This is a genomic window from uncultured Thalassolituus sp. (assembly GCF_950066645.1).
Taxonomy (GTDB): domain Bacteria; phylum Pseudomonadota; class Gammaproteobacteria; order Pseudomonadales; family Oceanobacteraceae; genus Thalassolituus.
In genome coordinates, this window is the sequence record NZ_CATMFB010000012.1 from 93,607 (window position 1) to 111,171 (window position 17,565).

The 17,565-nt window shown below is 54.4% G+C and carries 20 protein-coding genes; 4 read left to right on the forward strand and 16 right to left on the reverse strand.

Annotated elements, in window-relative coordinates:
* A complete protein-coding gene (locus Q1L85_RS12115) occupies positions 1–894 on the reverse strand; it encodes a LysR family transcriptional regulator (protein ID WP_300426775.1) in 894 nt (297 codons plus the stop codon).
* A gap of 126 nt (positions 895–1,020) precedes the next feature.
* Between Q1L85_RS12115 and Q1L85_RS12120 the strand changes: the two genes are divergently transcribed.
* Together Q1L85_RS12120 and Q1L85_RS12125 are read left to right on the forward strand one after the other, a co-directional pair.
* A complete protein-coding gene (locus tag Q1L85_RS12120; RefSeq protein ID WP_300426777.1) occupies positions 1,021–1,566 on the forward strand; it encodes a cytochrome b in 546 nt (181 codons plus the stop codon).
* A 26-nt stretch (positions 1,567–1,592) separates the two neighbouring features.
* Positions 1,593–2,168: a YceI family protein gene (locus Q1L85_RS12125; RefSeq protein WP_300426778.1), complete on the forward strand. Its 576-nt coding sequence runs from the start codon at positions 1,593–1,595 to the stop codon at positions 2,166–2,168.
* Between the two features lie 40 nt (positions 2,169–2,208).
* Here Q1L85_RS12125 and Q1L85_RS12130 read toward each other — a convergent pair whose 3' ends face one another.
* From Q1L85_RS12130 to Q1L85_RS12140, 3 genes are all read right to left on the reverse strand, one after another.
* Entirely contained in the window at positions 2,209–2,889 is a 681-nt protein-coding gene (locus Q1L85_RS12130; RefSeq protein ID WP_300426779.1) for an anti-sigma factor domain-containing protein, read from the reverse strand.
* Positions 2,886–3,422, reverse strand: a complete 537-nt coding sequence (locus tag Q1L85_RS12135) for a sigma-70 family RNA polymerase sigma factor (protein ID WP_300426781.1) — start codon at positions 3,420–3,422, stop codon at positions 2,886–2,888. Before Q1L85_RS12135 ends, Q1L85_RS12130 begins: the two co-directional genes overlap by 4 nt.
* Positions 3,423–3,491: 69 nt before the next feature.
* Entirely contained in the window at positions 3,492–4,115 is a 624-nt protein-coding gene (locus Q1L85_RS12140; RefSeq protein ID WP_300426783.1) for an anti-sigma factor domain-containing protein, read from the reverse strand.
* A 194-nt stretch (positions 4,116–4,309) separates the two neighbouring features.
* On the opposite strand from Q1L85_RS12140, the gene Q1L85_RS12145 reads away from it, so the two are divergent.
* Complete coding sequence (locus tag Q1L85_RS12145; protein ID WP_300426785.1) at positions 4,310–4,633, forward strand: TraR/DksA family transcriptional regulator; 324 nt, start codon at positions 4,310–4,312, stop codon at positions 4,631–4,633.
* A 6-nt stretch (positions 4,634–4,639) separates the two neighbouring features.
* Here the strand turns inward: Q1L85_RS12145 and Q1L85_RS12150 are convergent, their stop codons facing one another.
* From Q1L85_RS12150 to cydP, 12 genes are all read right to left on the reverse strand, one after another.
* Positions 4,640–5,746: a HupE/UreJ family protein gene (locus Q1L85_RS12150; protein WP_300426786.1), complete on the reverse strand. Its 1,107-nt coding sequence runs from the start codon at positions 5,744–5,746 to the stop codon at positions 4,640–4,642.
* The gene (locus Q1L85_RS12155; RefSeq protein ID WP_300426787.1) at positions 5,746–6,834 is read right to left on the reverse strand and encodes a hypothetical protein; all 1,089 of its coding nucleotides are present in this window, start codon (positions 6,832–6,834) and stop codon (positions 5,746–5,748) included. Before Q1L85_RS12155 ends, Q1L85_RS12150 begins: the two co-directional genes overlap by 1 nt.
* Positions 6,835–6,909: 75 nt before the next feature.
* Complete coding sequence (locus Q1L85_RS12160) at positions 6,910–7,164, reverse strand: hypothetical protein (RefSeq protein ID WP_300426788.1); 255 nt, start codon at positions 7,162–7,164, stop codon at positions 6,910–6,912.
* A gap of 15 nt (positions 7,165–7,179) precedes the next feature.
* On the reverse strand, positions 7,180–8,715 hold the full coding sequence (locus tag Q1L85_RS12165; RefSeq protein ID WP_300426789.1) for a DUF4331 domain-containing protein: 1,536 nt from the start codon (positions 8,713–8,715) through the stop codon (positions 7,180–7,182).
* 87 nt (positions 8,716–8,802) lie between these two features.
* The gene (locus Q1L85_RS12170) at positions 8,803–9,246 is read right to left on the reverse strand and encodes an OsmC family protein (protein ID WP_300426790.1); all 444 of its coding nucleotides are present in this window, start codon (positions 9,244–9,246) and stop codon (positions 8,803–8,805) included.
* Positions 9,247–9,248: 2 nt separating this feature from the next.
* Complete coding sequence (locus Q1L85_RS12175) at positions 9,249–9,803, reverse strand: DUF3365 domain-containing protein (protein WP_300426792.1); 555 nt, start codon at positions 9,801–9,803, stop codon at positions 9,249–9,251.
* A gap of 10 nt (positions 9,804–9,813) precedes the next feature.
* Positions 9,814–10,200 (reverse strand): rhodanese-like domain-containing protein, encoded by a 387-nt coding sequence (locus Q1L85_RS12180; protein WP_300426793.1) that lies wholly within the window; start codon positions 10,198–10,200, stop codon positions 9,814–9,816.
* Positions 10,201–10,259: 59 nt separating this feature from the next.
* Positions 10,260–10,562, reverse strand: coding sequence for a cyd operon YbgE family protein (locus Q1L85_RS12185; RefSeq protein WP_300426794.1), 303 nt, complete (start codon positions 10,560–10,562; stop codon positions 10,260–10,262).
* Complete coding sequence (gene cydX, locus Q1L85_RS12190) at positions 10,559–10,681, reverse strand: cytochrome bd-I oxidase subunit CydX (RefSeq protein ID WP_300426795.1); 123 nt, start codon at positions 10,679–10,681, stop codon at positions 10,559–10,561. Before cydX ends, Q1L85_RS12185 begins: the two co-directional genes overlap by 4 nt.
* 15 nt (positions 10,682–10,696) lie before the next feature.
* The gene (cydB, locus tag Q1L85_RS12195; protein ID WP_300426797.1) at positions 10,697–11,830 is read right to left on the reverse strand and encodes a cytochrome d ubiquinol oxidase subunit II; all 1,134 of its coding nucleotides are present in this window, start codon (positions 11,828–11,830) and stop codon (positions 10,697–10,699) included.
* Positions 11,831–11,839: 9 nt separating this feature from the next.
* A complete protein-coding gene (locus Q1L85_RS12200) occupies positions 11,840–13,420 on the reverse strand; it encodes a cytochrome ubiquinol oxidase subunit I (RefSeq protein ID WP_300426799.1) in 1,581 nt (526 codons plus the stop codon).
* On the reverse strand, positions 13,410–13,619 hold the full coding sequence (cydP, locus tag Q1L85_RS12205; RefSeq protein WP_300426800.1) for a cytochrome oxidase putative small subunit CydP: 210 nt from the start codon (positions 13,617–13,619) through the stop codon (positions 13,410–13,412). The genes Q1L85_RS12200 and cydP overlap by 11 nt, the downstream gene beginning before the upstream one ends.
* 258 nt (positions 13,620–13,877) lie before the next feature.
* Here cydP and Q1L85_RS12210 point away from each other — a divergent pair, with 258 nt between their 5' ends.
* The gene (locus Q1L85_RS12210; RefSeq protein ID WP_300426801.1) at positions 13,878–17,555 is read left to right on the forward strand and encodes a DUF1631 family protein; all 3,678 of its coding nucleotides are present in this window, start codon (positions 13,878–13,880) and stop codon (positions 17,553–17,555) included.
* Positions 17,556–17,565: the final 10 nt, after the last annotated feature.

Here is a 17,565-nt window from a genome sequence, read left to right on the forward strand (position 1 = left end):
TCACCCCTGATGAATGTGGCGCTGCAGAAACTCCTGCAGCGCCCTGACGCGAGCGCTCTGACGCAGATCTTTGTGATATACAAACCACATCTGCGAGCCCGACTGTGGCAATGGCAGGGTGACCTCGGTCAGACGCTCGTCATCGGTTTCGTTGCGCCGCAGATTGACCGAACTCATTGGGCCAATTCCCATCCCAGCACGCACCGCCGCCTCGATATCATTAAAGCTGTTGCTCTGGAATGCGATCTGCTCGGGCCGCACCTGATCAATCAGCTGACGGACACTCGGGATGCGGGACTTATCGCCGGTAGGCAACACCCAGAGGTGATCATTCATTTCTTCGAGCGTCACTGGCAGACCATAGCGACGCGCGTAGTCTTCCGATGCGTAATAGCGCAGGGCAACGACGGACAGCGGGCGGGCGATCAGATCTGTCTCTCTGGGTTCATTTCCAATGCGTATCGCTGCGTGCACTTCGCCTCCGGAGAGCGACATCACGTCGTCCGTCGCAACAATCTGTACCCGGATCTGCGGATATTCCTGGCGGAAGCGATACAACAGCGGGGCAAAAAAGGTCGAGAAATCGGTGACGGTCGAGATCCGTAATGTCCCGCCCGGCGAGCTGTCAGCCGTCGCCAGGGTATTACACAGTCTCTGCACCTCCCCTACGATCGGGCGCATCCTGTCTTCCAGCAGTCGCCCAGCGTCCGTCAGCTGATAACCACGCTGATGGCGGATAAACAGACGTATGCCCAGACCATTCTCCAGCCGGTTGACCGCCCGCAGCACCGTGCTGTGGTTGATCCCCAGCACCTCGCCCGCACGACTCAGGCTGCCCTGATCGGCGACCTGAAAGGCAATTCTCAGGTCATCCCAACGAATATCTCTGTCCAATATTAAAAGACTCCCTCAGAGTTCTGTGCATTTTTGCACAACTATTGTCCACACAGAGAACTATTTACTGTAAAGAATTCAGGCTAGGGTTATATCAGTTGAACAGTGACGACAGGGATTCCGGATATGGGCCTGAAAAACACAGAACACTCGTACGGTTGGCTGGCGATTGCCCTGCACTGGCTGGTTGCACTTGCCATCTTCGGCATGTTCGGGCTCGGGCTCTACATGGTCGAGCTGACCTATTACGATGCCTGGTACAAAGGATCTCTGGATCTGCACAAGTCGGCGGGACTGCTTCTGGCTTTCGTCGTATTGCTGCGCTTTGTCTGGCGTGTCATTAATCCCCTGCCAGAAGGCCTGTCAGAGAAACCTCTGGAAAATCTGGCCGCTCACTTAGCCCATATGGCTCTGTACCTGGTAATGGCTGCACTCTTTATCAGTGGTTATCTGATTTCTACCGCTGAAGGCCACGGCATTGAAGTGTTCGGGCTATTTACTGTGCCCGCGACGCTGACTGGCGATAACCAGGAAGACATCGCCGGCGACATACACGAGTGGCTGGCATGGGGGCTGATCGGACTCGTCGCTCTGCATGCACTGGCGGCACTGAAACACCACTTTATCAATCGGGACGGAACCTTGCTGCGCATGTTCCGTCCACAGAAATAACGACCGACCTACTCAGGAGAGTAAAAATGAAAAAACTGCTGTTAGCGACTGCATTTTCCGGACTGGCCATGACCTCAGCTTTTGCTCAGGCGGCTACCTACGATATCGACAATGAGGGCGCCCACGCCTCGATCAATTTCAAAATTCAGCATCTGGGATACAGCTGGCTGACAGGTCGTTTTAATGACTTTGACGGCACTTTTGAGTACGACAAAGCAGCACCGGCCAAGTCGTCCATTAACGTCACTATTGATACCACCAGCATTGATTCGAATCATGCTGAACGTGATAAGCACCTGAAAGGCTCAGACTTTCTGGATGTCAAAAAGTACCCAACGGCAACGTTCAAAAGCACTGGCTTTAAATCTACTGGTGAAGGCAAAGGTGAAATCACCGGCGATTTCACACTGCACGGTGTGACCAAGTCGATCACCTTCCCGGTAGAACGTCTGGGTGAAGGCAACGATCCATGGGGCGGTTACCGCGCTGGCTTCACCGGCGCAACCACGCTCAAACTGAGCGACTATGGTATCGACTACAACCTGGGCCCGGCGTCTACTCATGTAGAAATCGAGCTGCATGTTGAAGGTAAGCGTCAGTGATCTGACCGGGCCAGCGGACGCTGGCCCAACCCTGTCCCGTTCAGGTACTCAGCAACGGAGTCACGTAAAGCACTTCTGCCGGAGCGCCTGTTACCGATCCCCCCGGAGCCTCCCGGCTCACCGCAATGGCTTTAACCATATCTGCAGACAGATCTTCTGTCAGAGGCAGTACCAGACTTCCGTCTTCCGGCATTAAGCCCAGCGACCTTGGCGCACCACCATCAGCCGGTACCATCCAGAGTTCGTAATCGTATTCAGCGCTGACTGACACCAGACCCGTCGCGCGGACGGCAATCTGCTGATCACTGACGTCCAGTAACCAGAGCGTCTGCCCGTCTGCATCAGTGAACACGGCCACCTGTTCCACCATGACTGGCGCCGGCCCCGGTACCGTCAGGTAGAGACCCGCCAGCACCATGGCTGCCGTCGCAAAACCACCTGCCCAGGATACCCAGCGACGTGAAGGTGCCGGCTCATCGTTGGCGGCAACCGCCATTCCCAGACGGGCACGGATCTGTGGCCAGACATGCGCTGGCGGTGGCTGCGGCTCAAGCCGGTCATTGAGCGGATCAAGCATCTGTTCCCAGAACCATACACGCTCACGAATCCGCGTTTTCTGCTGCATAAGACGTATAAAGCGTCGACGCGCCCTGCCTTCCAGGGTTCCCAGCACGTAAGCCGAGGCCAGAGCGTCCAGACGTTCTTCAGATGAGTAATTCATTGTTCAAGACACCTCTTTAACGCCTGTAAACCACGACGGATCCAGGTTTTCACTGTTCCCAGAGGTGTTCCGGTATGGTTCTGTATTTCGCTGTGCGTCAGCCCGCGGTAGTACGCCAGGTGCACAAGCTGGCGCTCGCCGGATTCCAGCTGAGCGAGGCAATGCTCCATGGCCTGATAGTCAGAACTCTCCTCCGTCACCGGGGCTTCTGCCAGTTCCGGGGCCATGTCATCAAGAGAGTCCTGGCGATCCTCCTTTCTGCTGATGCTCCTGAGCATGTCGATACACCGGTACCGCACAATGCTACCCATCCAGGTAATCACAGCACCACGCCCGGCGTGATATTCACCCGCGTTGTGCCAGATTTTCACATAAGCTTCCTGCAGAGCTTCGTCGGCGCGCTCCGGAGAGCGCAGCAGCTGCATAGCGATGGCGTAAAGCCGCGACGACGTACTTTCGTACAATTGCTGAAAGGCATCCTGCTCCCCCATCGCCACGGCGCGGATCAGAGTCTGATGGTCCTGTTCTGTCATAACCGGTATTCCTTAAATCTGCTGTCAGTCTCTATACGCTGCTGCTCCACAACTGGATGTTCTGTCACGTCAGAACGCCGTCAGCGATGTCCGGTAGAGGACGGTGCCCGGGACACCACTCGACGATCCGCCAGGTACTTCCCGCGACACCATCAGGATGCCCTCGCGATTGTCTGCCAGTAGCTGAGGTAATCCTGTCGCACGGATGCCTTCCTCAGGCAGTAACCCCAGGGATTCAGGGACGCCGCCCGTCACAGGTTGATACCAGAGTTCAAAATCGTACATATCGCTCAGGGTTACAGCACCGGTTGCCTGTAGCTTCAGTTCGCCACGGGAAGCCTGGATCACCCACAAAGGCTGGTGCTCAGCTTCAAACACCGCCAGCCGTTCCAGTGACGCCGGGGGTTCCTGCGGCCAGATGACGACTATACCAAGATACAGCAGAACCGCCGTTACAAAGCCGGCCAGCCAGCCCCAGTTGCGCTCGGCATTGACGCCATCTGCAATCTCATCGGCCTGCTGAAGTTGCTCTGTGACAGGACGCAGCAGCCTCTGCCAGTAACTGACCCGTTCACGAGCTTTCTCAGAGTCTTCGATCAAACGCTGAAAACGCAACCGGGCTCTGCCCTGAAGACTGCCGGTTACGAACGCTGCAGACAGAGCATCGAGACGATCATCATTGAGATAGTTCATTTTCACCCCCACCGTTAAACCCACACACAGGTCCAGATCAGACCTTCATAGTTCAAGGTTAGAAGTCAGATTAAGGCTGCTGCCAGTCACCGGAACCTTACTCTCCTGACACAGGTCAAGCAGCCCGCATGGCATCTGGGTATGCTGGGTGTAGAAATTTTGTAACGGCAGAAACACACCCGCAGGAGGCCAACATGGATACAGTACAGATCCGCGCCCAGCTCGAAGACAAGCTGAAAGAGCTGGAGCAGCGCTCAGCTCAGGCAGAGCGGCATGCCAGCCACAGAGACGAAGGCCTGTCCGCCGATTTTGCCGAGCAGGCAGTCGAGCGGGAGAACGATGAAGTACTGAGCGCGATCGCCGACGAAAGTGAGCAGGAAGCCCTGCAGATCCGCCAGACGCTCACACGGATGGATAAGGGATTGTACGGAATCTGTTCTGGTTGCGGTGAAGCCATCACACCCGCAAGACTGGCGGCAATTCCCTATACCAGCCAGTGCGTCGATTGTGCAGAGTAGGCACCCTCAGAGGCGTGCCAGCACCCAGTAGCTGCCCAACGCAGCGAGTATCGCCGACAGATACCTGACCAGTACCCGGTGGTACCAGCCCTGGTTCCGTAGGTGAATCAGCAGCGGCATGATGACCAGGGTGATGGCGACCTGTCCGGCTTCGACGCCCAGATTAAAGCCAAATAATGCCCAGGCCATGTTGCCGGTTTCCGCGGTCAGTTCCCCCAGAACACTGGCGAAGCCAAAGCCGTGTACCAGACCAAACAGAAAGACCACAACGGTGCTCGCTGGCAGGTATGGGCGAAGGTTGTGAACAGCGGCGGCAACGACCGACACAGCAATGATTAATTCAACCCAATACCCGGGAAGTGCCAGCCAACCGAGGGCACTGGCGCTCAGTGTCAACGAATGTGCCACGGTAAACGTAGTAACGTATAACAGCGCCGTTTTCACGCAGGTGCGTGTGTCTGACGCCGGCTGCCAGCGGTTGTTGTTCAGCACCAGTACCGAGACCAGCAGCAGTGTCAGCAGAAAAGCAACGTGGTCTGGCCCCAGCAGTATATGAATAACACCCTGCACAAAAAATTCGGCAAAGGTTTCCTGATTTAATTCCGACGCGGTCATATCGGCTGTGACGAAAAAGCTTTCCGCAGATTCCAGTACGCCCTGTCGCACCTGATCCCCCACGGACAGGTTCCAGAGCAAGCGATGTTCGGGAAACTGAGCGAATAAAGCGCTGTAAGTTACCGTGACCGGACCATCGGTGTTGCACAGGACATTGAGTGGAGCAATCAGCGCCGCCGACGCGCCACGCTCATTGTTAAACCGGAGTGGGCTGCCGGGTTCTGTCACACAGGCGTCAGCCCCCCTCTGAATACGGATATGACGCTGAATAAAGGCTCTTATGTCAGGAGTAAGCGCTTTTACTTCTCCCCAGCGCAACTCACCATCACGATTGCGGTCAAGGCCCAGACGCTGTTCAAGATCAATCAGCTGCCATTGTACTGTGCCCTTCAGGTCAGTACCGTCTGCCTTCAGAGACATAAGGGCAGTGCTGCTCTGATGCGCGGATACCCACAGTGGCCAGGTCGTTATCAGAATAAAAATAAGATAGCGTTTCATCACAGATCTCCCGGAATAAGGGTGTCATTGGTCTGAGACAGCCAGCTCAACTCCGGCATTTTTTTCCCTTCACCGAGGGTCGCGTAATACAGAGAAATAAGGCTGGCGTAGCTGCTATCCCGACGGTTAATTCTCTGGGAAATACGCTCACTCGCATACTCCCGCCAGACATAGCTGCCATCAGAAATCTGTTGTTCTGCCCGGGCTAACTGAACAATCAAAACATCATCGGGAAAATCTGCACGACCGTAGTCCTGCAGGAGAGAAATGACGCTTGCGGGTTGTTTCATCTGCAACAGAGCCTCACTGTGATGAACCAGGTCTGCGACACTCAGGGATGCCTTGTCAGACCAGTGCCGGTACAACTGATCAACCTGTTCGTAATCTGCGGTTTTCAGGAGGGAAGCAGCCTTCTGGTAAATCACCCAGGCAGTCAGGCTGCGCCCCTGCGGCGTCATGTCTTTGCTGAACCTGTTCAGAAACGACGTAAATAACTGTCGCTGAGAATCGTCTGCACCCGACTGCAGCCCCATACTGCATATGGCAGCGACATCTGACTGGACCAGCATCAGTGAAAGGCACGCCTCGTGTGCGGGTTTAACGAGCCCCTGCTCGTGATACACCTGGGACAACATGAGCTGCGCACTGGTGTAATACGCGGAGGTCTGTTCAATATTTTCGAGAACAGACGCAGCGCGAGTGAAGTCATGACCATGTTGCAACAGTCGAGCGCGGAAATAGGCAATTTCATCCGTCACCCCACATGAATCACTGTCTTCTTCCTCTTCGATACCGTCCATCAATCCGTATATCCGGTCATAGCGCCAGGACTCACCAGGCCTGTCTGCCAATAAAAAATGTTTTCTTATTTCATCCAGACGCTCTGCGTGAGGTAGCTGAACGGCCTTAAGCTGGTCTTCACTCCAACGCGCAACGACAACGTCATCGTCGGGTTCCGACCACATTTCAGAGGCGGACGCTGCGGTTGCTGCGGTTGCTGCGGTTGCTGCGGTTGCTGCAAGCAATATGAACACACCAGCGATCGCAATCCGGAAGCTGATGCAGTTGATCAGACGGTTAATGAACATCGTTTATTCCCGGGTATTGTGAAAATTCTGCGCAATGAAAAAACCCGGAGCCACATCGTGGCCCCGGAAAGTCATTCACTCGCCAGTGAGATACGAGAAAGAGAACTCGTCGGCGTTATCAGTGATCTCAAGATCATTAATTTTTAACGGCTCTGAATTTTCAGATGCCGAAAAAATTTCGTCGATCAGTTGAGTCAGTAATACGCCTGTCTGCTCTGTCACGTCATCACCCGGACCGGTCAGGTCGAGCGTCTGATTACTGCTGCCGTTATCCGAACATGCGCTGAGAAAAACGACGCTCATAATCATCAGTAGTGAAGAAGTTTTCATGTCTGTCTCCTTACGTTACGGCGTTGGAGTAACTGACCCTGCAAGCGGTGCCAGCAGGTATGGAAAGACATCATTGACATAGGTGGAATCAATCGGTGCCAGATCGGAAAACGGCTGATCTCCAGTCGGTGCATCGCCCGGACTGCAGAGCCCCAGATCGTCCGTCGCATTACCATCACCATCGAGGTCTACCGGATGACACAGAGCACCCATGACGACACGGAGAGCGATATCAACAACATCGTCGCCCGGACGACGACCATTCGGGAAGCCAGCCAGATCACCTGCGACCACACCAAATGCACTCTGCTCTGCGGCGGCCGTTGGTGCAATGATGGTATTCAGACGTACCATTTCAGAGGCGGTCACGGTCGACAACTGGTTCACACCCGGAAAGCCCGTCAGAAAGGCTGTCACCAGATCAGTACGAGGAATATTGGACGGTGCAATATTGTCCGATGCCCCCAGTGCATCGCGGAAGAGAATATCCAGCAGAGCGGGCAACGTCGGGTGTGTCACATAGTCTGCAAACTGACCATCATCTTTGGGCTCAGAGGCATTAAAGGTGTCTTTATCGCTCAGCCCGATAACCACTTCGTTTACCAGCGGCATACCAAGACGTGAGACCTGAGTCCACGCACCACCATTCACTTCCGGTTTAGCAAACGATGCTTCAGGGTTGAGGATACGGGCCTGCTGCTGACTGGCACTTGTCCAGGCGCCAATGACTCCATTACCAGAACCCGTTACACACGAAACAGGTACTTCCAGTGCGATAGATGTGACGTTTTTATCTACGAGATCATCATTCGCATCGTCCTGTGCACTGCCGTCAGCATCCAGCGGCGTATAATTTACCAGGTCAAACGTTTTCCCCAGGTTAACCACGAAGGGGTCCTTACGCTGACCAACAAATACCTTACCTCCCGCATCACACCCGGGGATGGTCAGGTCATGAACATAGCCTGCGGCATAGGCTTCATAATCGGTAAATGATTTCTCACCAATGTTATCGAGTGGCTTAGTGAAGGTCTCATTGCCAGAGCCATCACTCAGTGGCATAGCCGTGCCGGTACGACGATCACCGCTGACTTTACTGATGCTGTAGCTTTCATAAAAATTAGCGCTGCCGTCAGTATCAACATTGCCGTAATTTTTCAGCGGAATAGCGACATTTTTCTGGTTATCACCTTCACCGATAGGCAGCGAAAATCCACTTCCCATGGCGCCCAGCATCTGTTGAAAACGGAACTGGAATGTTATGTCTTCAACAGCATCGCCGTTGTTGTCGATATGAATTTCATAGAGTGCGCTGGGGTCCATCGCAAAATAGTTTGGGCCGCCGTATGCGTCCTGAAGCGGAATATAATTAGCAACGAAGGTAACATAATTTTCGCGCCCACTTTCGTAGCTGCGGAAGGCGTAAAAATCCGTGGAGTCGATTGCTGGCAGGCGGGTGACGTTAGGCGCCTCCCGGTGACTCGAAGCGCTGGCATTCATAGTACTCAATGCGGCCATCGCACTGAGCAGAAGGGTGACGTGCGTTTTCATAACTGCTCCCGATTTCAGGTTGTACACTCAATGTGTATTACCTTTACGGTGCAGTTCAGAGACTGGATGTGATTTTCTGAAAAATTTTTATGTTGCCTGAAAACCGGGCTCGATAACGACCTCCGATATGACAGAATTTGCAACGAAACAGTGTTCGTGTGCTTTGTTATGCATGGCGACGACAACTGCATCATCCGGCACTTTATCGCCGCTGAAACCGACACGGGGACGAAGGATCAGGGTCTCAATCCAGAACTTGCCATCGTCTTTCTGCCCGAGCACGGCTTCGGCATCATCGTAATAGAAATCTACCGTCAGGCGCTTCTTGGCCGCCAGAGCGAGAAACGTCTGCATATGACAGCTTGCCATGGCCGCTGCCAGAAGTTGTTCCGGATCGGCACCGTAATCATTGCCCGCGCCTCCCGCAGGAAGTGTCACCTCTGGTTGAAAACTCAGGCTGTGACGCCGCTCAAATCCTTCGTGGCTGAACGCGCCCTGACGTTCCCAGCTGACGGCTACCCGGTGCTCCATGATCAGTGCTCCTGTGGACGGTAAATCAGAGTAAAAGCACCACGCAGCTGGCCAGGGAGGTAGCCCCGCGCCTGATCTTCCGGGTACAGTGAACTGAGCGCAGAGGACACTTCAGGGCTGAGTGACTGACCATGACAGATCACGCAAGGCCCGCCTACGGCAATCGCTTTCATATAACGATACTCCCCATCATCGCTTTCTGAGGATGCCTCCAGTGTGCTGATATCGATTCCCTGACGGGCCTGCCTGGCGAAATCTTTCAGCACCTCCCGCTCCCAGTCATCCGGCGCGTTAGCAGGATTCCTCAGCTTTTCTGACGTTCTGCCGACCGTCCAGCCGCCTTCGCTGAAGCGGGCAGCAATCGCCGGCGCTTCAGTGTGACAGAGAGAGATTGCCGCCACTGGCCCATCAGCTTTCATGCCTGCCATCAGGGTCAGCTTAAGAGATTCCGCCATAGCGGTTGTCTGAATACGGGCTTCATCCAGCATAGGGGGCACGCTCTCAGCAGACGCCCAGAGTGGTAGCAGGATTGCACCTGCCATGACACACAGTCTCATGAAGATTCCCTCAGCGATAAAGGCCCGGATCAGACTCCACTTTATGTACAGAGCCCGCCCAAGCATCAAAGCCGCCCACCAGCATTTTCACCTGGTCATAGCCCATCCGCTTCAGCGTATGCGCCGCCAGCGTACTGCGGCCACCATTCTTGCAGTAGAGCAGAATCTGCGCATTCCGGTCGGCCAGTAACGGGTGGTCCGCGGCTTTAAACTCCAGAACCCCGCGAGGAATGTTTTCTGCTCCTGGCAGATGCCCCATCATAAATTCTGCAGGCTCACGCACATCCAGAACCCGGGCACCGGAATCCATCATCTGCTGAGCCATTTCTGCATCCACGGGCGTCACTGAAGCCTGTGCTTCAGCCAGAAAATCGTCCTTCGTCATCGCTGTTGTCATAGGAGCCTCCTGTATGGAAGATCAATATAACCACATAAGAATAATAAAATACAACCTGATCAGAGCGCCTGCGCCCACCACCAGCCACACCACAGCATAACTGGCCAGGCCATGTATGGGCTGAACAGCCAGCGCCATAGAGTCAGCAGGGGAACGTACCCGACCCCGTGCACAAAGCCTGCGCTGATTCCCAGCAGAGCCAGCGACAGCGGTCCGTGCTCAAGGTCCCGGGTATCCGTTGCGACAAGATGCGGCATGACGAGCAGAGCAACAGACAGTCCGGTCGCCAGCACGAAAGAAAACAGCCGGGCCCAGCCCGCATAAAGCGGGCCGTACTGATGATAATTGACCGGTTCACTCATTGAGCGTCGTCCGGATCTGGTTCGCGGTCGAGGTTTTCGTTCACCTCCAGCCAGAGGGCATTAATAATGCCGAAGGAGCACGCCAGCAGAACACCCAGAATCCATGCGAAATACCACATAGCCATAGCCTCCGTTCAGTAAGTTGAGTAGTTATTGTCTTCGATAAATTCCGTGGTCAGACGACCCCACATTTTGTAATAACCCCAGAGCGTATAACTGAGAATAATGGGCACAAATATCATGGCGACCCAGAACATAATATTCAGTGTCAGGGCGCTTGAAGTGACATCCCATATGGTCAGTGACTGATCCGGAATAAGGCTCGATGGCAGCAGGAACGGAAACAGGCTGAAGCCGGCGGTACAGATCACCCCGGCAACCGCGAATGAACTTCCGACGAACGCCAGAGCACTGCGGTTCAACAGACTGGCGACAGCCACAAGCAGCAGACCAGCAAAACCAATCACAGGTGCCGCTATCATCCAGGTAAATGTCTGATAGTTAGCCAGCCAGCCGCCGTCCCGCAGAGAAACGGTTTTCATCAGAGGCGTCATCGCAGCCCCGACATCGCCCGCAGACTGAATAACATACCCGGGCAGATAGCTGACCCAGATACCCGCGAGGGCAAAACACACTGCGACCGCAACGGCCAGAAGAAAACCTGCTCGCCGGGCTCTCTGACGCAGCTCTCCGGCTGTCCGCATCTGCAGATACGCAGCGCCATGCATCGACAACATGAGCAGGCTGATCACACCGCACAACAGACCAAATGGATTCAGTAGCTGCCAGAACGACCCGCTGTAAGCGGAGCGCATAAATTCATCAAGTGAAAAAGGAACGCCCAGGAACATATTGCCAAACGCGACGCCAAACACCAGTGCAGGAACGGCACCCCCGATGGTCAGCCCCCAGTCCCACGCACTGCGCCAGCGGGGGTCCGTCATTTTCGAACGGTATTCGAATCCCACTGGGCGGAAAAACATCGCAAACAGCACCAGCAGAAACGCCCAGTAGAGCCCGGAAAAAGCAACGCTGTAGACCACCGGCCAGGCAGCAAAAATGGCGCCTGCAGCGGTAATTAGCCACACCTGATTGCCATCCCAGTGTGGCCCGACGGTGTTCAGCAACACGCGCCGTTCTGAGTCGGTCTTCGCCAGCAGACGCAACAAGGCGCCGACGCCCATATCAAATCCGTCGGTCACGGCAAACCCGACCAGCAGAACGCCGATCAGAACCCACCAGATTAACTTCAGCAATTCGTAATCCATAACGCCCCCTTAATGTGCCTGTGCCGGTTGAGTCTGATTTTCTGGCTGCTCCCAATGGTAGCGCCCGGTATGAAGTGCAGAAGGGCCCAGGCGGGCGAAACGAATCATCAGATACATTTCGACCACCAGCAGCAGTGAATAAAACCCGATAAACGCGGCAAGGCTCATATACAGGTCTTCCACCGAGCGGGTAGATACCGATAAATGAGTGGGCAGTATTTCGCCGATTGACCATGGTTGACGACCGAACTCGGCAACAAACCACCCCATTTCACAGGCAATCCAGGGCGCAGGTAATGCAATAATCAGTGCGCGCAGTAAATATTTCTGACGCTCTGCAGTACCCTTTGCGCTGTAGTAAAAAGACAGGCCGATAAGTATCAGCATCAGGAAGCCAAGCCCCACCATAATCCTGAAAGTAAAGAACATAGGTGCTACCCGGGGAATAGAATTTTTCGTTGCCTGGGCTATCTGTTCTTCCGTCGCATTAGCTGGATTATCCGTATATTTTTTCAGTAGCAGACCAAAGCCAAGGTCGTCGACTTTTTCCCGGAAGGCAGCGATGGTGTCTTCAGAACGATCGCCGGCTTTAATCTGTGTCAGAAGCGCGTAGGCGAGCATCCCATTGCGGATGCGTTTTTCGTGTTCAGCCATCAGATCTTTCAGACCTTTGACTTCTTCAGAAACCGAACGGGTCGCGATCAGGCCGAGTACGGCAGGTATACGGACTGCATAGTCGGTTTCCATCGCCTCCTGATCTGGCAGGCCAATCAGGGTGAACGCTGCCGGCGCTTCCTGCGTTTCCCACTCGGCTTCGATGGCGGCCAGTTTTACCTTCTGCACGTCACCGATTTCGTAACCCGATTCATCCCCCAGCACAATCACCGAAAGAATCGAAGCCAGGCCAAAGCTGGAAGCGATGGCAAACGATCTCCGGGCGAACGGAAGGTCGCGTTTTTTCAGCATAAAGTACGCCGAAATAGCCAATACAAACATCGCACCGGTGACGTACCCCGCAGACACGGTATGCACAAATTTCACCTGCGCTACCGGGTTAAAAATGACCTCGGTAAAACTCATCATTTCCATTCGCATGGTATCGAAATTAAATTCCGCACCGACAGGGTTCTGCATCCAGCCATTCGCAATAAGAATCCAGAGCGCTGACATATTTGAGCCTATTGCCACCAGCCAGGTCACCATCAGGTGCTGGATCCGGGAGAGACGATCCCATCCGAAAAAGAAAAGCCCGATAAAGGTCGACTCCAGGAAAAACGCCATCAGACCTTCAATGGCGAGCGGGGCGCCGAAAATATCTCCGACATAATGAGAGTAATACGCCCAGTTCGTTCCAAACTGGAACTCCATCGTCAGCCCGGTTGTCACTCCCAGAGCAAAGTTAATTCCGAACAGCTTGCCCCAGAACTTCACCATGTCCTGGTAGACCTGTTTGCCCGTCATGACGTAAACAGATTCCATAATGGCAAGAATGAAAGACAGCCCGAGTGTCAGGGGTACAAAAAGAAAATGGTAAAAGGCAGTAATCGCAAACTGCAGACGCGACATATCTACCAGGTGTTCACTGATCATGCTGTGTCTCCTGTGACAGTGAAGGCGAGGCGCTGGGGATGCCGAATACCTCATCCATATGCGTCCCCTGGGGATCGGTTTCTACCGGATCTGAAAAGAATGCCCGGGCAATGAGGGTGATAAGAACCAGCTTGATGATAAGAACCAGCGTCAGCTCCCGGACAAGCGGGATACTGAAGACGGGGCGCCGCTGCGGCATAGAAACCTCCAGAGCGATCGGTTGGACATTCGGGGGCAAAGTCTGCCACCAGTCCGACTCTACCGCCTGCGACATGATGTCGCAGCCGCGATATTCCACTCAGGACAACTATCCGCAACAAACGGGTCACTTTGCCCACAGATTTCCGGTGGACATTGATTCGTCCGGTATTCCGGTTAAGAATGGGAAAAAGATTGTAAGCTGCCGACTATACTTTCTCTTCTTTATATGGAATCGGCAGTACTTTAGGGAACAGACATGACCACCGAATCACGGAAACATCCCCGCTTTGCCAGCCAGCTGAACGCCCGGCTGATACTCACCGACGGCAGTGGTTATGAATGTCTGGTCTCGGACTACTCGCATTCCGGTATGAAACTCCGCTGGATGCATGAAGAGATCCCGGAACAGCTCGGGCCTATGATTCTCGAAATGCAGCTCAGTACACCCGTCCGCGCTGAAGTCGATCTGGTCTATCAGAATGGCACCACGGTTGGCGTCAAGATGCATGAAGCAGACAGTCAGCTGTTCCTCGAGATGCAGGAATTCAATCAGCAGACCCGCAAAGGTGGTGGACTGTCCGAAGATCAGCGGCAGCGCTTCCGCGAGCAGTTCATCAGTGAAGCCAATGCCCTGATTGAAAAACTGCCACGTCAGTGGGTGCCGGAGTTTGCCGAAGCCAGTCACAGCAAAGCAGACTACGCCCGCAATACCTCCGAACAGCAACTCTGGACCAAACTGGGCGCTCAGACCGAAGCAAAGGCCGCTAAGTTTTTTGAGCGCTTCAGCCAGATACTGCACCACCAGATGCAGCGCTGGCAGGCAGGAGAGCCAAAACTGTCTGATGAGAACGAAGAGTTTGATGGTGCCGTTGCTCTGTCGCTGGTGCGCCAGAGCGATTTCGAAGACTGGCTGCAGGCCAAAGTTGCGGCCTCTCATCTGCAGTCGTTCCTGTCTCAGGAAAGTTTCGAGTTGCGGCAGCTGCTGGATACGCTTTCTCAGGCCGCGCCAGAACATTGCTTTAACCCGATTGGACCCAACACGGTCACCGAAGCCTTCCGTGACAGTATTGATGCTCTTGATCTGCCGCATGAGGCCCGCGAACTGGCCTTTGATACCTTTGAGAAAGTCGCCGTCGCGGCGCTGAAAAGCGTTTATCAGTCGGTGATCCGTCAGATCAATATCCCGATTACCTTCCGCTTCCGTCGCCAGCGCGAAACCCCGGTGGTTACCGATGCCTCACAGACACCGGCGACAGACACCAAAGTGCAGGAAGCCTACGAGGCTCACAGCCGTCGTTCAGACCCAGAACGCAAAGGCAGCTCACTGTTTGATTTTCAACGCCATCAGGGCGAGGCACAGCAGGCCTATTCAAACATTCAGCACCTTCTGACCCTGCGTTATCAGCGCGAGCTTCAGGAAGGCGCAGAAAGCAGCCTGCCTGAGGCAGCACCGGAACAGATCACAGAACTGGTGGAAAGTCTGTCCCGATCCGCGCCGCTCAGTGAAAAGAGCGTGCGCGAAGAGCTCGAACAGCAACTCGCCGAAAAAGAAGTCAGCCTGCCGGAAGAAACACGACAGGCCATTGATACAATGGAACAGGTTACCCGTAACCTGCTTGATAACCCCAGCCTTGCGGAATTTATCAAACCCAGTATCGAGCAACTTGGCTGGCCACTGCTGCGCCTGATGCTGAAAGACCCATCACTGCTGTTTAACCCAGAACACCCGGGACGTCTGATCCTGAACCTGCTGGGCCGGCTTGGACGAATCACCAGCAGCGGCCAGAAACGGCTGCGCGCAGCACTGGAAGAAATGATTGATCCGGTTCTGCAGGCTCCGTCTTCCGACCCGAAACAGATGGAAGACCTGGTGGAGAACCTGCAGTTACTGGTGGGCTCTGCCGAACGTAAAGTCAAACAGAACACCGAGCGTGTCGCTCAGAGCGCCGAAGGTGAGTACCGTCTGTTTATGGCACACAAACGCGTGAATGCCCTGATCGGAAAAGATACCTCCGAACGGGTCTTGCCCCAGTGCGTCATTGAATGGCTACAGGAAGGCTGGCAACAGATGCTCTGCCTGCTTCTCCTTCGTGAGGGTGCCGACAGCACACGCTTTAAAGGGGCGGTAAAGCTCTACCGCCAGGTACTGATTCTGTTTAACGCCAATAATTCCGGACGGGAAGACCTGCTGGAGAAGTTTACGCCGCTGCTGACTCTTGCCCGTAAAGAGCTGGATCAGCTGAACGGCCCTCAGCCGAAACATGCGCAGTGGCAGGATGACATCATGGCAGCCGCCGTGAAACACCTGCAACAGGGTGAAATGCCAGATGCGATCAACCTGCCGGAGTTCGAAGAACAGGAAGAAGAAACGCTGCTGAAAGGAAAAGGCGCACGTCGTGTTCTCAGCCTGCAGGTGGGTGACTGGCTGATGATTACTGATCAGCAGCAGATCGTATCCATCGCCTGGATTTCTGCCGATCAGAGTCGCTACGCCTGCGTTAACCATACCGGGATGCGCGTACATGACTACCGCTTCAACGAACTGGCGAAAGCCATGGAAGAAGGCACGATCAAGCGGATCTACGAGCAGGAAGATACCCCGGTCGACCAGAGTATCGACAAGCTCGTGCAGCAGATTTATACCGATCTGTCTCTGCAGGCCACCACAGACCCGTTGACCGGGCTGACCAACCGCCAGCAGTTTCTGCAGCAACTCGATACCAGTGTGTCTGAGTCTGCCCGGGAACCCACTTCCAATACCCTGTGTATGATTGACGTTGACCAGTTCAAACTGATCAATAAAAACTACGGCGTCGAAGCGGGTGACACCGCACTGCAGACCATTGCCACCATTCTGCAGGAAGAAATGCCAGACGCCATCTGCGCACGCATTGGCAGTAACGAATTTGCCGTATTGCTTGAAGAGCAGGACATCGAGCGTGCCGAGGCCTCAGCCCGCATGCTGATGAAAGCGGTCGAGAAAACCGACATTGATACCGGCAAAGATAAGTTCCGCCTGCGGGTCAGCATCGGTCTGGCGGTCATGTCTGCCGACACCACCGATGCCGCCGATCTGCTCGAACAGGCGGAAATTGCCTGTCAGCTGGCGAAGGAAAAAGGCAGCAGCCGCATCGTCCGTTATGAATATGACGATGCCTCACGCCAGCGCCACGAGCAGTTTATGGTTTGGGGGAACCGCCTCAATCAGGCCTTTGAAGAAGACCGTATCCGTATTCTCTGTGTCCCTATAGAGCCGATTCAGAGCCGCCACAAAGGGACCATACAGTACGAAGTCGTAATCAGCATCCAGACAGAAGACGGTGAAGAAATTCCACCGATTGAGTTCCTGCAGGCCGCAGAAAGCTATAACCGCATGTATATGCTCGATCGCTGGATCATCGAACAACTCGTCCATTGGCTGAGTACCCACGAAGAAGAAGCCGAGAACATCCGTCGCTTTGTTCTGCGTCTTTCAGCGCGGGCCGTCAGCGACGAAAGCCTGCTCGAATATCTGACCGAACAGGCACGGGAACACGACGTTCCAGTGGGTAAACTCTGTTTTGAGCTGAACGAAACATCGGCGCTGCATGATCTGGGTGACGCCGCAGACTTTATGCATGAACTGCGCACTCTGGGTTGTCGCTTCGTGTTGTCCGACTTCGGAACCGGTCAGTCTTCCTACAACTATTTGAAAGCCCTGCCGGTCGATTTCGTCAAGATTGACCGTAACTTCATTGATGGCCTGCACTCCAGCTCTGCAGATTACGCCCTGATCAAATCCATTCAGGAAATCGCGCAATTTATGGCGAAGAAAACCATCGCTGAGAACAGTGACAATGTGCTGGTGTGGGACATCCTCCGTGGTATTGGCATTGATTACGGCGTGGTTTCTGAGAAGCAGGCGGTTCATCTGGACGATCTGACTCAGGTCTGACGCAGGTGGG

Excerpts from the sequence above, each read along its gene's own strand:
- Q1L85_RS12120 (WP_300426777.1), top strand. The coding sequence starts at position 1,021 with ATGGGCCTGAAAAACACAGAACACTCGTACGGTTGGCTGGCGATTGCC.
- Q1L85_RS12125 (WP_300426778.1), top strand. The coding sequence starts at position 1,593 with ATGAAAAAACTGCTGTTAGCGACTGCATTTTCCGGACTGGCCATGACC.
- Q1L85_RS12130 (WP_300426779.1), bottom strand. The coding sequence starts at position 2,889 with ATGAATTACTCATCTGAAGAACGTCTGGACGCTCTGGCCTCGGCTTAC.
- Q1L85_RS12135 (WP_300426781.1), bottom strand. The coding sequence starts at position 3,422 with ATGACAGAACAGGACCATCAGACTCTGATCCGCGCCGTGGCGATGGGG.
- Q1L85_RS12140 (WP_300426783.1), bottom strand. The coding sequence starts at position 4,115 with ATGAACTATCTCAATGATGATCGTCTCGATGCTCTGTCTGCAGCGTTC.
- Q1L85_RS12145 (WP_300426785.1), top strand. The coding sequence starts at position 4,310 with ATGGATACAGTACAGATCCGCGCCCAGCTCGAAGACAAGCTGAAAGAG.
- Q1L85_RS12150 (WP_300426786.1), bottom strand. The coding sequence starts at position 5,746 with ATGAAACGCTATCTTATTTTTATTCTGATAACGACCTGGCCACTGTGG.
- Q1L85_RS12155 (WP_300426787.1), bottom strand. The coding sequence starts at position 6,834 with ATGTTCATTAACCGTCTGATCAACTGCATCAGCTTCCGGATTGCGATC.
- Q1L85_RS12160 (WP_300426788.1), bottom strand. The coding sequence starts at position 7,164 with ATGAAAACTTCTTCACTACTGATGATTATGAGCGTCGTTTTTCTCAGC.
- Q1L85_RS12165 (WP_300426789.1), bottom strand. The coding sequence starts at position 8,715 with ATGAAAACGCACGTCACCCTTCTGCTCAGTGCGATGGCCGCATTGAGT.
- Q1L85_RS12170 (WP_300426790.1), bottom strand. The coding sequence starts at position 9,246 with ATGGAGCACCGGGTAGCCGTCAGCTGGGAACGTCAGGGCGCGTTCAGC.
- Q1L85_RS12175 (WP_300426792.1), bottom strand. The coding sequence starts at position 9,803 with ATGAGACTGTGTGTCATGGCAGGTGCAATCCTGCTACCACTCTGGGCG.
- Q1L85_RS12180 (WP_300426793.1), bottom strand. The coding sequence starts at position 10,200 with ATGACAACAGCGATGACGAAGGACGATTTTCTGGCTGAAGCACAGGCT.
- Q1L85_RS12185 (WP_300426794.1), bottom strand. The coding sequence starts at position 10,562 with ATGAGTGAACCGGTCAATTATCATCAGTACGGCCCGCTTTATGCGGGC.
- cydX (WP_300426795.1), bottom strand. The coding sequence starts at position 10,681 with ATGTGGTATTTCGCATGGATTCTGGGTGTTCTGCTGGCGTGCTCCTTC.
- cydB (WP_300426797.1), bottom strand. The coding sequence starts at position 11,830 with ATGGATTACGAATTGCTGAAGTTAATCTGGTGGGTTCTGATCGGCGTT.
- Q1L85_RS12200 (WP_300426799.1), bottom strand. The coding sequence starts at position 13,420 with ATGATCAGTGAACACCTGGTAGATATGTCGCGTCTGCAGTTTGCGATT.
- cydP (WP_300426800.1), bottom strand. The coding sequence starts at position 13,619 with ATGCCGCAGCGGCGCCCCGTCTTCAGTATCCCGCTTGTCCGGGAGCTG.
- Q1L85_RS12210 (WP_300426801.1), top strand. The coding sequence starts at position 13,878 with ATGACCACCGAATCACGGAAACATCCCCGCTTTGCCAGCCAGCTGAAC.